The organism is Halorhabdus amylolytica, assembly GCF_004944975.1.
In the GTDB taxonomy this organism is placed as follows: domain Archaea; phylum Halobacteriota; class Halobacteria; order Halobacteriales; family Haloarculaceae; genus Halorhabdus; species Halorhabdus amylolytica.
This window is the reverse complement of record NZ_SPQG01000002.1, coordinates 100,265-112,342: the sequence shown is the minus strand read 5'-3', so window position 1 is coordinate 112,342 and position 12,078 is coordinate 100,265. Positions and strand designations below refer to the sequence as shown.

Sequence of the window (12,078 nt, the reverse complement as noted above, 5' to 3'; positions counted from 1 at the left end):
CAGATATGGCTACGACTAGTCCATTTGAAGAGCGTTTTGATGGCGATGCGAACGCACATGTCCGAGTTTTCAATCCCACGAATGAGACGTGGAAGACCACATACCGAATTGAACGGGATAATACAGTTATACTGAATACAACAAATTCTGTTGTCTCTGGAGAAATGTGGAACGTTACGACCATTGATCGGCCCGGGAATTATACGTTTGCTATTACGACAGAAAATTGGACAGACTCTAGATCAGTTCAGCTTCCACGCGCAGTCGGGGACCGAAAAAGTTACATTGAAATTTCAAAAGATAACGAATATTTCCATCTTCGAATCCGATGGGAACAATGACCAAAATTCTCCTTACTTATCATTTCCCACAATATTCTATTATCAGTTGAAGAGTTTAACAGAGCCGAAAATCATCTCGTGACGTCCACTGGATGTCAATTCGGGCCTCGTCAGCCACACACGGCACATCGTCAAGCGTGACTTCAAGCACGGATAGAAATAGTCATCAAGTTCGGCTGTCGCAAGCGGTTCTATCTTTTTCACGAATCGTCTGCAGCGCCGGCCGATCCGTAGCCCCGAATGGGTTTCCGTTTGGTTTGAAGTATCCCACATTGCTCAGGCAAGGGCGCTATCGTCAGTCGAGCGACGGTCACTGTTAGGTACTGCTTGGCGCTGCCGATCGAGAAGACAGCGTTCGCGAATGCGAGGTACCGACGGAGCGTCTTCCACTCACGGATCGTCTCTGGGTCGATCTTGTCCTGTGGAGACCCGGATTTGGCGAGGGCTTGATTCGTCTGGTTGACGGCCAACTCTTCAGGAGAGTCGATACCGAATTCAGCCTGATACTTGGTGAGCTGCTCACGCATCTCTTGGATTCGCGTAACGAGTTCGTCAGTCGAGACGTAGTCGAAGATGTCGGTAACCTGTTCGACGACGAGTGATTCGGGTGAGCGACAATAGAGCGTGCCGCCCTGCTCGCCGGGTGTCGTCTCGACAAGATGTTCAAATTCATGCGTTCGAGTGATACAGAGCTATTTCGACATTTCTGACGGCACATTTTAGAACAAGTTCAGGCTGTGGTGCAGAATAATCCTCAGGACCTAACTCGGCGGGTCTCGATTACCGTGGATATATAAATTATACCTACATTTTGTTGTGAATAGTTTTCCACATCACAGTAGAAGAGAGTCTCACTGAAATGCCGAGATCGGTCAGCTCAGAGTGTGTAAAGATTTCTACACCACTGCCCATTTTGAATATATCCTCTGTAACTAAACCTCCATCTTCACCTGATCCCGCACCACCCGATGCTCCCTCCGCAATGTTGCCGTAACTGTTGGTTATACGTACTTCGAGATATATGCATACGAAACATGAGTGAGCAGGAGCCCCCGCCACGGCGTTTCGGGACACGATGTCTGCACGCCGGGCAGGCACCCGATCCCGAGACCGGCGCAGTCGCACCGCCGATCCACCAGACGACGTCCTACGCCTTCGAGGACGCCGATCGCGCGGCGGATCTGTACGCCCTGGAGGCAGAGGGCAACATCTACAGTCGCTTCGACAATCCGACCGTCCGGACGCTCGAACACCGCCTGGCGTCACTGGAAGGCGGGGTCGACGCCGTCGCGACGGCCTCGGGAATGGCCGCCCTGGACGCGACGACGACCGTTCTGGCGAGCGCGGGCGAGAACGTCGTTTCGGCTTCCTCGATCTACGGCGGGACGCACTCCTATCTGACGACGACCGCCCGCGAACGCGGGGTCGAGGCGCGCTTCGTCGAGACACTCGATTACGACGCCTACGCGGACGCTATCGACGAGAACACTGCCTACGTCCACCTCGAAACCATCGGCAACCCCTCGCTGGTGACGGCCGATCTCGAACGCGTCGCCGAAGTCGCTCACGAGCATGGCGCACCGCTCGTTGTGGACAATACCTTCGCAACCCCCTATCTCTGCAATCCGATCGAACACGGCGCGGACGTGGTCTGGGAGTCGACGACGAAGTGGATCCACGGTTCGGGCACCACGATCGGCGGCGTGGTGATCGACGGCGGGAACTTCCCATGGGAGAATTACCCCGAGAAGTACCCTGCGCTGGGAGAAAGAACGAGTACTCTTGGCGGCGAAAGTTTCGTCGATCGATTCGAGGAGCGAGCGTTCGCCGTCGCCACCCGCCAGCGGGCGGTTCGGAACGTCGGGGATGGCCAGAAGCCGTTCGACGCCTGGGCGACGCTGCAAGGGGCCGAAACCCTGGCAGTGCGGATGGAACGTCACTGCGAGAACGCCGCGCAGGTCGCTGCGTTCCTCGACGAGCATTCCGACGTCGAGTGGGTATCCTATCCCGGCCTGGAATCCCACGAAACGAACGCTCAAGCTAGCGAGTACTTGGAAGGAGGATACGGTGGCATGGTCACGTTCGGTCTTTCCGGGGGCTACGAAGCGGGCCAGCGGCTCTGTGAGGAGACCGACCTCGCGCAGTTCCTCGCGAACGTCGGCGACGCGAAGACGCTGGTCATCCACCCTGCCTCGACAACGCACGCGAAGCTCTCGCCCGAGGAACAACGGGCAAGCGGTGTCGCGCCCGACATGATCCGGTTGTCTGTCGGTATCGAAGACGTCAGAGACATCATTGCGGACCTCGAAGACGGGATAGAAACAGTCACATGACGGTCACCGCCGAACGCGAGACGGTCTCTGTCGGCGAGTTCGAGTTCGAGTGTGGGGAGTCGATCCCAGAACTCGAGATCGCCTACGAGGCCTACGGCGACTTCGAGGGCGACAACGCGGTGCTGGTCTGTCACGCCTTGACCGGCTCCGCCCACGTCGCTTCCCATCCTGACGCCGACGACGCCACCAGCGGCCAGGCACGCGCCTGGTGGGACGACATCGTCGGCCCCGGGAAAGCCATCGACACAACCGAGTACTACGTCGTCTGTGCGAACGTCCCCGGGTCCTGCTACGGGACGACCGGTCCCGCGAGTACGAATCCCGAGACTGGCGAGCCCTACGGCACCGACTTCCCGCCGGTGACAGTCACCGACTGGACGGAAGCCCAGCGCCAGCTCCTGGACGAACTCGGCATCCCGCACCTCCACGCGGTCGTCGGCGGCAGCGTCGGCGGGATGAACGTCCTGGAGTGGGCAAAACGCCACCCGGATCACGTCGACCGGATTGCAACCATCGCCGCCTCGGCCCGCCTCGATGCACAGTCACTCGCCCTCCACGGCATCAAGCGTCGGGCGATCACCAGCGATCCCGACTGGGACGGCGGGGACTACTACGGCGACGATCACCCTGAACCGACGGATGGCATGGCCCTGGCTCGGCAGATCGGTCACGTGATGTACCTCTCGAAGGCCTCGATGGATCGGAAGTTCGGCCGCCGGTCGGCGGGGAGAGAAGCAAAGCGGACGTTCCCCGAGGAGCCCGTGGCCGCCTTCTTCCCGTATCGGGACGTCGAATCCTATCTCGACTATCAGGCCGAGAAGTTCGTCGGCCGCTTCGACGCGAACGCGTTCCTGACGATGACCCGTGCGACCGAGAATTACGACCTCGCCTCGGGCTTCGAATCGGACGCCGACGCACTCGCGGCCTTCGAGGGACAGGCTCTGATGATGTCCTTTACCTCCGACTGGCACTTCACCGTCGCCCAGGCCGAGTCACTGGCTGACTCGCTTCGGGAAGCCAGAGTCGACACTGCCCACCACGTCATCGAGTCCGACCACGGTCACGACGCGTTCCTCGTCGAACCCGAGAACGTCGGCCCACCGCTCGCGGACTTCCTCGCGGAAGGTGTCGACGGATCGGCCGTCACCGACACGACCGAGGAGACGGACGAATCATCCTCCGAGAGCGACTTCGCGCCCGTCCACACGAGCCTCTTCTCGCCGTGACGCGGTGAGTGAATCCTCGTTTCGAACATGCCGGCCAGCTCGTGACACCCGATGGGAACGTTAATGATCACGGAGGTCATGGTGTGTATGAACATGGCAAAGAATTCGGAAGAGACAAACGTCAGCTTCGGGACCACAGTGTACGACGCCAAGGGTAACGAACTGGGCACGATCCGCGGCTTTGACGAACACGGGTTCTACGTCACGACCGACGAAGGGATCGCCGCCATGTCCGGTGAACACCTCGCCAGCGGCCTCGGAGGCGAGGCTGAACTGATGTGGCGATGCTGGGCCTGCGGAGAGATGGGCGATATCGAGGAGATCCCGGAGACCTGTCCGGCCTGTGGCGCACCCAAAGAAGAGATCTATTACTGGCAGGAGGATTGAACGGGGGGCGTTCGATCCACGGGTCACACGGATGCCGACTGTTTTGTGCTCTCGATCACAAAAGAGCACCATGCTTCGCGGTCTGTTCGAACGGCTACGTGCTCCGTTCGGGGGCGACGACGAGGATGAGACACGTCGCTTCCGGCCCTCGTTACTCGATCGGTCGGTGCTGTTCGCCCACGGCAGCGTGAGAGATGACGCGGATCGAGAACTCCACAAGGTCCGGGACGCGGCACGAGAACTCGAAGTACACCGCCGGAAGTGAGTTGCCCCGTCGGATCCGGTACCGTCTTGCTCCCGGAGAACGGACGGTCGACCGATGGAAATCGTCGTCTTCGGCGCCGGCAGCCTGGGCAGCCTGATTGGAGGGTTGCTGGCTCGGGAACATCCGGTCACACTGATCGGACGTGAGCCACACGTCCGGGTGGTGAACGAGTCGGGGCTGACCATCACGGGAGCCATCGAAACTGACGTGACGCCTGGGGCCCGGACAACTGTCCCGGCGGAGTCCGACCTGGCGATCGTTACTGTCAAGACCTACGACACGCCGACCGCTGGGGCGGCGTTAGCGGACTGTGACTGTGAAGGAGTCCTCTCCCTGCAGAACGGCATGGGCAACGAGGCGACGCTCTCGGCGGCGCTCTCCGCGGGCATTCTCGCAGGGACGGCGACCTACGGCGCGATCCAGGACGAACCCGGGCGCGTCCGCTGTACCGGACGTGGCGAAGTCGTTCTCGGGCCACCTGAGGGAGGAACGAGTCCGCTGGCCCACCGGATCGGCGGTGCGTTCGAAGCGGCAGGGATCGAGACGACTGTCGCGACGGACATGCCCCGGCAACAGTGGGAGAAACTCGCGATCAACGCCGGGATCAACGCCACGACCGCGCTGGCGCGGGTCCCGAACGGCGAACTCACCGAGGGTCCGTCGGGAAACGTCGCCCGGCGTGCCGCCCGCGAGACGGCTCGGGTTGCACGGAAAAAGGGCGTCGATCTCGAAGATGGTGCGGCCGTCGACGCGCTCGAAGCGGTAATCGAAGCGACCGCGGACAACGAGTCTTCGATGTATCGCGATGTCGAGCGTGGTCGTCGGACGGAAGTTGCGTCGATCAACGGGTACGTGGCCGATCACGACGTGAAAACACCCGTAAACGAGACGTTGGCGGCGCTGTTGGAAACGTGGGAACGGGAGAACGTCGGGAGAAACGAACCGATCTAGAACGGGGCGCTCGGCCCTTCGTCGCTATCCGCGTCGTCCAGGCTGCCGCCCCGGGAATCTCCCGGCCCGGCGCCGCCGCCCATGCCGCCCATTCCACCGCTGTCCATTCCAGTGTTGGCGTGGACCGTGTCGATCTCGGGGATTTCCTTGGTCATGCGGGACTTGATCGCCTGAACCGTCATCGGCGAGATGCCACAGCCGCTGCAGGCACCGCCGAGCATGATCGTTACCTCGCCCGCCTCCGGATCGAGATCCTGGATGGCTGCACTACCCCCGTGCATCTGGATCTGCGGGAAGTTCCGCCGCAGGAAGTTCGTGATGCGTTCCTCGAGGTCGGAACCACCGTCCTGTGTCTCGGTACTCATGTCTACGCCAAATTGGCAACGAGAGCGTTTAGGCCTTTGGTATCCGACAATCGCTCGGTAAGCGCGTGAGACATCCAGGGACCGATCAAGCCAGATCGAAGACGTCCCGCAACTGGGCAGCGATCTCGGAACGGTAGTCCTCGAGAACTCTCTCGACACGCTCGGGATCGCGATCCGGCAACCGTTCGACGGCGTCGTCCGGTACCTTGATCCTGAACTCGCCGTGGTGCTCTCGCGGGCCTTGCCCGCTCGATTCGTCCGCGGAGCGTTGCTCCGAGCCACCCTCGTAGAACGGCTCGCTCTCACTCAGGATCCGCTGATCGATTGCGTGAACCAGATCCGAATCGTGGCGCTCGCTCACCGCTTCGAATGCCTGCCGGTACGCCTGCTGGAGTTCGGTGAAATAGTGTTCGTACTTGTCTTCGAAACGATCCGGATCGAAATCACTCATCGAGAGATGTTTTCCGGCGGCCCGGCAAAAAATCACCGTCGCCGGCAGTCGACTCCACCCGGACGAAACACGCTGACTCTGGTCACTTCTCGTCGTCAGCCGCGATCGGGATGCGCGACCGATTCCCGGGGAACGACAGTACGAACAGCGCGATCCCGACGACGCCTGCGAAGACGATACCCGCGATGACGGTCAAGGCGTCGGGAGACGTGAAAAGATCTCCGGGCGGGACCGTGCCGTTCATCACCAACACGAGTTCCAGCACGACCAGCGTCAGCATGACGCCGAACGCGAAGCCGGCACCCAGCAACAGCCGCTCCTTATCACCGACGACATCCGTGTTCCCTGACATCACTCCCCAGTACATCGGCCGGCCGTTTATAACCCCATTGTGGTTTCGAACGGAGAAAGGACCCTACGACGTGGCGCTGGATCAGCGTATTTTCCATATATCAGAATATGGTTTATGTGTAGCGACAGGCCACTGCGAGCGGGGGTCACCCGAGTTGTTCGGCGACGCTCTCTCCGAACTGATCGACGAATTCCCCCTGGGAGCCAGCCGGGATCGTGGCCCCGGCAGCGATGTCATGCCCGCCGCCGTCGCCACCGACAGCCCGACTCGCGGTCCCGACCGCTTTCGAAAGGTCCAGTCCCTGACCGACGAGTTCGGCAGTTCCGCGGGCGGAAACTTTGATCTCCTGATCGGACTTCTCGGCGAAAGCAACGATCGGGCGATCGCGACCGACGCCCGACGTGCCGAAAGCCATGCCAGCGACGATTCCGACAATCGTCTCCCTGATCGCGTCGCCCGCGTCGAAAAATTGCACGTTCGGACGGACTTCGACGCCGTGTTCGCGAACCCACTCCAGACCGTCCGAGAGGTTCCGCCGATGGTTCGCCAGCAGTCGACGAGCACGATCGAGTGCCTCAGACCGATCGCCCAGACAGACAGCAAGTCCGACGTCGGCCCGTTCGTATCGTGCAGTCGCGTTCAGTAACGTCGAGAACTCACTCGCGTCCCGGAGTTCGGTCCCTTCGGGTTCTTCGGGGAACGTGTACGTGGTCCCGACCAGAGAGTCCAGCGCGTCCGCCGAGACGCCACGATCGACCCCTCGCCGGAGAAGCGCGCTGATGACGGACTGGCGTTCGGCCATCGAGAGGTCGACCCATCTTCGCCATTCGCCGTCGTCCTTCAACGGGATTCCCACCGATTCGAGGAACTCGATAGCCCCACCCTGATCGCCCGACACCCCGGGTATCCGCGGCCGATCCGCGTACTCGAGGAGTTTCGGCAGCGGACGGGTCTGTGTGCCGTACAGCGCAAGGTCTGTCCCCTCCCTGAGTACGCCCGCGTCGATGCCCTCGGCGACGATCTCGCGGTTGGCCCCGACGAGTTCGCCGTCGACAGCCTGCATGTCTCCGACCGCGCCGACAACAGCCAGTTTCGCGAGATCGCGGTTGTCACGGTCCTCCTCTAACGCGCGCGCAAGGAGATAGCATGCACCAGCACCCGACAGTTCGGCCGCACCGTCAATGCCCTCCAGCAACGGGTTGAGGTGATAGCGAGTCTCGGCGTCGGCCGGCTGGTGATGGTCGACGATGATCGGCTCGAAGTCCCCGCGACCCCCATACTCGACGATTGTTTCGAGTTGTCCACTCCCGAAGTCGGTGAACAGAACCGTCTGGAAGTCACGCACGGCGATCGAGGCGATCTCCTCGTCGTCGAGCTGGTTCTTGAAAATGACCTCTGTCGGGACGTTCGCCCGTTCGAGAGCTCTGGCGGCGATGGCCGCACTCGTCAGCCCATCGGCGTCGATGTGAGACGCGAGCAAGACTTCCCCACTGCTCCGGAGTCGATCTGCACAGATTCGGGCTCGATCGGCCAGTTCCGGGACGGGAACCATCGTTCGTCGTTGGGTCCCGCCACGATAAAAACGCCAGGATCGAACTAATAAACTGAATAACGCTATAGCAAATATCGACTCACGATTGGGCGATCAGGACTGGTGAGGGATCGAACCTACGCTGTCGATGATCGTCCATCTCACGATCGAGGCCCGAAGGATCCGGAAATGGATCCACGTTCCCGAGACGAATACGCACAGCTACTGTCTCCCAAGAAGGTATCAGCCGAACACAGCGTCTCAGTCAGCCGAGTTGTCAGTGACCTTCTCCGCCAGTTCCCCGATGTCGACGCGTTTCTCCCCGACTGTGGCCCCGACCAGTGCCCCGACTCCCGCACCAGTGCTGGCAGCCTTCCGGCTGAGTAATCCACCGATCGCGGCGCCGATGGCGCCGCCGATAGCCGCGAACTTCGCTCTACTCAACGCTTTGTCGGTTCGTTTTCCCATATCGGTGTGGACGAGCGAGCGAAAGATAAATGTATGCTCGAGATCTCGCCATCGTCGCGTCCCATCCGCGATCCACGCCGTCTCACACGGACTCACGTCCGTTCGCCCGGAGAAGAGCCGGTGGGGGGATTTGAACCCCCGGCCTAATCCTTACGAAGGATTCGCTCTAGCCAGTCTGAGCTACACCGGCGCTCACTTCATCCGCGCCGAGGATCGCGGTTCCTCCGGAACCGCTCACCACCGGCGCACATCGCTCACTTCGTTCGCTCGTGCGTCGAGACTCGCAAATCCTCCGGATTTGCTCACCACCGGCAAGCTCGTTTCACCCGCTTGCCGAGCCCGCATCGCAGGCCTCGACACGTACTACACTGTAGCGGAGATGATCGCAATAAGGATTGCGAATCGGAGCGCCTCACCGGCGGAGTCGAACATCCAGGACGACGTTGTACTCGTGGGGCGCATATGACCGCACCGTCCGCCGGGTTTTGACATCGACGGCGTACTCCTCGCCGGCAGCCTCCCGGACCGCCTGTTCGCCGGGACCATAGAGATCGTCCTCGTGAGTGATGTCATAGTAGTGGATTACGGTGTCGTCGCCGGCCAGTTCGACCGCCGTGTCCAGGAATTCGTCGGCACTGTGGGGAAGGTTCATCACGATCCGGTCCGCCCAGCCGGCGTACTCGGGGGCGACCTCGCGTACGTCACTCTCGATCGCCGTCACGGGATCCTCGACGCCGTTCCTTCGAGCGTTCTCCCGGAGGTACTCGATCGCGTCAGGGTTGACGTCGACGCCGACGGCGGTGGCCCCACGTTTGGCGAACGGGATCACGAACGGGCCGACGCCGGCGAACATGTCGAAGGCGTGTTCCCCCTCGCTGACCTGTTCGACGACGCGGTGACGCTCTGTCGCCAGCCGTGGCGAGAAATACACGTCCGCCAGGTCGACCGCGAACTCACAGCCGTGCTCGCGATGGACAGTCTCGGTACCGTCACCGGCCAGCACATCCCACTCACGAACGCGCTGTTCACCTTTGACCTTCGAGGCACGGCTGAGAACAGTCTTGACGGGTAGATCGGCGGTCATCACGGCCTCGGCGATCGCCTGGGCACGCTCGGGATCGTCCTCGTCGAGGATGACGATCTCCCCAAGGCGTTCGTAACTCGGATCGAACCCCAGGAGATCGGCGGGCATCGTCTGCGTCTCACGGGAAGGAACCCCACGATGGACGATCGCGTATTCCGTCGGAACGGCGTCCGGGTCGGTGACGGGAATGAACAGTGATCCCTCTTCGACGGTGATTTCGTAGGCTTCGTCGACGAGATCATCGTCAGCGAGACGCTCCCGGGTAGCCTCACCGTCCTCGCGAGGGACACGAACGCACGGGACGGACATGGGCAGGAGTCAGGGCTAACTCGCGGTAAGCCTGACGTTTCGACGCTCGAATCGATTGGGGCACGAACCGAAGAATAGCAGCATCTCGACGCAGAAAACGACCCAGCAAAGACGAACTGTGATGTCGAATGTGACAGATGGCAATACGAACTCGTAAACGAACCATTCCAGTGTGGTAGGGCTCGCCAACAGATTATTATCGTCTGATAAGGTATGTCAGACAAGGGATGGCAGACCAGCCCGAGGAGCGAGACGGGCTGTTCGAGGGGTCCTCAAGCGCTCCGATCAAGGAACGTTCGCCGGATCTCCGCGCCAGTATCGTGGTCCTCGCAGCGAGTCGAACCCGACGCGAATCGGTCACTGCGGCACTGCCCGATAGGATCTCGATCGAATCGTTCAGTGACGTGGACGCCTTCAGCGACGCGTTGTCCGGCAACGTCGCGGTCGTCCTGCTCTCGATGGCGCTCTCGGACGACAAGTTACTGAGGGCTGCCTCGCGAACGGTACAGGCCACTAACTACACGCGTATCGGACTCCTGGCCGGAGACCAGGAGAGTGGCGAAGACATTTGCGTTCCCCACGACGAAGTTTTCCACCGGACCAGCGATCGCGAAACCGTACAGAACCGTATCAAGCGGTTGTACGTCCGTGCGTACTACGACGCAACCCTCCAGCGATACTACACCGTCAACCTCGCCGCTCAGAACCGGAGACTCGGACTGGACGAGGAGACGGCTGCCGACGACGATCGACTCCAGAAGCTGACGGATTCGACAGAGTTACTGGAATCACACCTGCAACGATTCCGTCAGTATCTCCAGCCGGGCGATCTGGATGCGATTCTGACACGGAGTGAACGCATCGAATCGATGCTGAGCAATGTGAAGAAAGAGCAGGATCCGACCGTCCGTGGGTTGCCACAGGCCTGTCCGAACTGTGGTCTCGCCTGGGACGAGTGGCATGGTTCCCGACTCGAAGCTGGCTACGAGAAGATCGGCGCGGATACCTGGCGCTGTACTCGCTGTAGCAACGTCATCGCGAGTGACGACCCGGACAATTACCGGATCAGTTGAGCAAATGCGAGCCGGATCGCAATGGACCACTCTCCTCATCAGGTGGCTCACTGGACTCGCCCGAACAGGTGACGTTTACCAGAACGGTTCGTTTATCCGCGGAGGCTCCCCAAAACGGGTATGCTCACTTTCGTCGGTCTCGGTCTCTACGACGAGCGTTCGATCACGCTCGCGGGTCGGGACGCAGTCCGGGCGGCCGATCGCGTCTTCGCGGAGTTCTACACCAGCCAACTCGCGGGCACGACGCGTTCGGATCTCGAATCGTTCCACGACGTGGACATAGAGATCCGTGATCGGGTCGGTATCGAACAGCAGCCCGAACCGATCCTCGACGCTGCGAGCGAGAGTGAGGTCGTCTTCCTGACGGCAGGGGACACCATGATCTCGACGACCCACGTCGACCTGCGACTCCGGGCCGAGGAACGGGGAATCGAGACGCGTGTGATCCACGGGACGACCGCCCAGACGGCCGCGAGTTCGCTCACCGGACTGCAGAACTACCGCTTCGGGAAGGCCACGACGCTCCCGTTCGAACGGTCTCACGGCGCTGAGGGGGTCCCCGATAGCGTGATCGAAACGATCGAAGCCAACCGCGAGCGTGACCTACACACGCTGGTCTTTCTGGACATCTCGATCGACGACGACCGCGAGGACTTCATGACCGGCGCGACCGCGGCCGGGATGCTCGCTGATCAGTGGCGAACGGACGCGCTGGGGGCCGTCGTGGCCCGCGCAGGGAGCCCCGATCCAGTCGTCAAGGCGGATCGCCTCGACGCACTTTCGACCGAGGACTTCGGCGATCCATTGCACCTGCTGCTCGTACCCGGGTCGCTCCACCACATCGAGCGGGACGCACTTGCCGCGCTGGCCGACGCGCCGGGGGACGTCCTCGCAGAGAATACCGTGGAGTGACGGTCTTCGACATCGGTCCAGGCGAGTATC

At 61.2% G+C, this 12,078-nt stretch carries 14 protein-coding genes and 1 tRNA gene; 7 read left to right on the top strand and 8 right to left on the bottom strand.

Annotated elements, in window-relative coordinates:
* Positions 1–541: 541 nt before the first annotated feature.
* Positions 542–1,027, bottom strand: a complete 486-nt coding sequence (locus E3374_RS03110) for a DUF7342 family protein (RefSeq protein WP_449405154.1) — start codon at positions 1,025–1,027, stop codon at positions 542–544.
* A gap of 348 nt (positions 1,028–1,375) precedes the next feature.
* Here E3374_RS03110 and E3374_RS03105 point away from each other — a divergent pair, with 348 nt between their 5' ends.
* From E3374_RS03105 to E3374_RS03085, 5 genes are all read left to right on the top strand, one after another.
* On the top strand, positions 1,376–2,674 hold the full coding sequence (locus E3374_RS03105; RefSeq protein WP_136687571.1) for an O-acetylhomoserine aminocarboxypropyltransferase/cysteine synthase family protein: 1,299 nt from the start codon (positions 1,376–1,378) through the stop codon (positions 2,672–2,674).
* Positions 2,671–3,900 (top strand): homoserine O-acetyltransferase MetX, encoded by a 1,230-nt coding sequence (metX, locus tag E3374_RS03100; RefSeq protein WP_136687570.1) that lies wholly within the window; start codon positions 2,671–2,673, stop codon positions 3,898–3,900. Before E3374_RS03105 ends, metX begins: the two co-directional genes overlap by 4 nt.
* A gap of 87 nt (positions 3,901–3,987) precedes the next feature.
* Positions 3,988–4,287, top strand: a complete 300-nt coding sequence (locus tag E3374_RS03095; RefSeq protein WP_136687873.1) for a DUF7130 family rubredoxin-like protein — start codon at positions 3,988–3,990, stop codon at positions 4,285–4,287.
* Positions 4,288–4,357: 70 nt separating this feature from the next.
* On the top strand, positions 4,358–4,552 hold the full coding sequence (locus tag E3374_RS03090; RefSeq protein WP_136687569.1) for a hypothetical protein: 195 nt from the start codon (positions 4,358–4,360) through the stop codon (positions 4,550–4,552).
* 54 nt (positions 4,553–4,606) lie between these two features.
* On the top strand, positions 4,607–5,503 hold the full coding sequence (locus E3374_RS03085) for a ketopantoate reductase family protein (protein WP_136687568.1): 897 nt from the start codon (positions 4,607–4,609) through the stop codon (positions 5,501–5,503).
* Here the strand turns inward: E3374_RS03085 and E3374_RS03080 are convergent.
* The 7 genes from E3374_RS03080 to E3374_RS03050 all read right to left on the bottom strand — a co-directional run bounded on the left by E3374_RS03080 (position 5,500) and on the right by E3374_RS03050 (position 10,063).
* The gene (locus E3374_RS03080; protein WP_136687567.1) at positions 5,500–5,868 is read right to left on the bottom strand and encodes a NifU family protein; all 369 of its coding nucleotides are present in this window, start codon (positions 5,866–5,868) and stop codon (positions 5,500–5,502) included. The genes E3374_RS03085 and E3374_RS03080 overlap by 4 nt on opposite strands.
* An 85-nt stretch (positions 5,869–5,953) precedes the next feature.
* Positions 5,954–6,319, bottom strand: a complete 366-nt coding sequence (locus tag E3374_RS03075) for a DUF5783 family protein (protein ID WP_136687566.1) — start codon at positions 6,317–6,319, stop codon at positions 5,954–5,956.
* Between the two features lie 82 nt (positions 6,320–6,401).
* A complete protein-coding gene (locus E3374_RS03070; RefSeq protein ID WP_136687565.1) occupies positions 6,402–6,671 on the bottom strand; it encodes a hypothetical protein in 270 nt (89 codons plus the stop codon).
* Positions 6,672–6,816: 145 nt separating this feature from the next.
* A complete protein-coding gene (locus E3374_RS03065; protein WP_136687564.1) occupies positions 6,817–8,223 on the bottom strand; it encodes a single-stranded-DNA-specific exonuclease RecJ in 1,407 nt (468 codons plus the stop codon).
* A gap of 240 nt (positions 8,224–8,463) precedes the next feature.
* Positions 8,464–8,670, bottom strand: coding sequence for a YMGG-like glycine zipper-containing protein (locus E3374_RS03060; RefSeq protein ID WP_136687563.1), 207 nt, complete (start codon positions 8,668–8,670; stop codon positions 8,464–8,466).
* A gap of 115 nt (positions 8,671–8,785) precedes the next feature.
* A tRNA-Thr gene (locus E3374_RS03055) sits at positions 8,786–8,860 on the bottom strand.
* Positions 8,861–9,082: 222 nt separating this feature from the next.
* Positions 9,083–10,063: a class I SAM-dependent methyltransferase gene (locus E3374_RS03050; RefSeq protein ID WP_136687562.1), complete on the bottom strand. Its 981-nt coding sequence runs from the start codon at positions 10,061–10,063 to the stop codon at positions 9,083–9,085.
* Positions 10,064–10,290: 227 nt separating this feature from the next.
* Between E3374_RS03050 and E3374_RS03045 the strand changes: the two genes are divergently transcribed.
* Together E3374_RS03045 and dph5 are read left to right on the top strand one after the other, a co-directional pair.
* On the top strand, positions 10,291–11,136 hold the full coding sequence (locus tag E3374_RS03045) for a hypothetical protein (RefSeq protein WP_136687561.1): 846 nt from the start codon (positions 10,291–10,293) through the stop codon (positions 11,134–11,136).
* Between the two features lie 120 nt (positions 11,137–11,256).
* Entirely contained in the window at positions 11,257–12,048 is a 792-nt protein-coding gene (dph5, locus tag E3374_RS03040) for a diphthine synthase (RefSeq protein WP_136687560.1), read from the top strand.
* Positions 12,049–12,078: the final 30 nt, after the last annotated feature.

Bases quoted from the DNA above. Each gene is read 5' to 3' on its own strand.
- metX (WP_136687570.1), top strand. From the start codon at position 2,671: ATGACGGTCACCGCCGAACGCGAGACGGTCTCTGTCGGCGAGTTCGAG.
- E3374_RS03090 (WP_136687569.1), top strand. From the start codon at position 4,358: ATGCTTCGCGGTCTGTTCGAACGGCTACGTGCTCCGTTCGGGGGCGAC.
- dph5 (WP_136687560.1), top strand. From the start codon at position 11,257: ATGCTCACTTTCGTCGGTCTCGGTCTCTACGACGAGCGTTCGATCACG.
- E3374_RS03080 (WP_136687567.1), bottom strand. From the start codon at position 5,868: ATGAGTACCGAGACACAGGACGGTGGTTCCGACCTCGAGGAACGCATC.
- E3374_RS03085 (WP_136687568.1), top strand. From the start codon at position 4,607: ATGGAAATCGTCGTCTTCGGCGCCGGCAGCCTGGGCAGCCTGATTGGA.
- E3374_RS03075 (WP_136687566.1), bottom strand. From the start codon at position 6,319: ATGAGTGATTTCGATCCGGATCGTTTCGAAGACAAGTACGAACACTAT.
- E3374_RS03105 (WP_136687571.1), top strand. From the start codon at position 1,376: ATGAGTGAGCAGGAGCCCCCGCCACGGCGTTTCGGGACACGATGTCTG.
- E3374_RS03065 (WP_136687564.1), bottom strand. From the start codon at position 8,223: ATGGTTCCCGTCCCGGAACTGGCCGATCGAGCCCGAATCTGTGCAGAT.
- E3374_RS03045 (WP_136687561.1), top strand. From the start codon at position 10,291: ATGGCAGACCAGCCCGAGGAGCGAGACGGGCTGTTCGAGGGGTCCTCA.
- E3374_RS03070 (WP_136687565.1), bottom strand. From the start codon at position 6,671: ATGTCAGGGAACACGGATGTCGTCGGTGATAAGGAGCGGCTGTTGCTG.
- E3374_RS03050 (WP_136687562.1), bottom strand. From the start codon at position 10,063: ATGTCCGTCCCGTGCGTTCGTGTCCCTCGCGAGGACGGTGAGGCTACC.
- E3374_RS03060 (WP_136687563.1), bottom strand. From the start codon at position 8,670: ATGGGAAAACGAACCGACAAAGCGTTGAGTAGAGCGAAGTTCGCGGCT.
- E3374_RS03095 (WP_136687873.1), top strand. From the start codon at position 3,988: ATGAACATGGCAAAGAATTCGGAAGAGACAAACGTCAGCTTCGGGACC.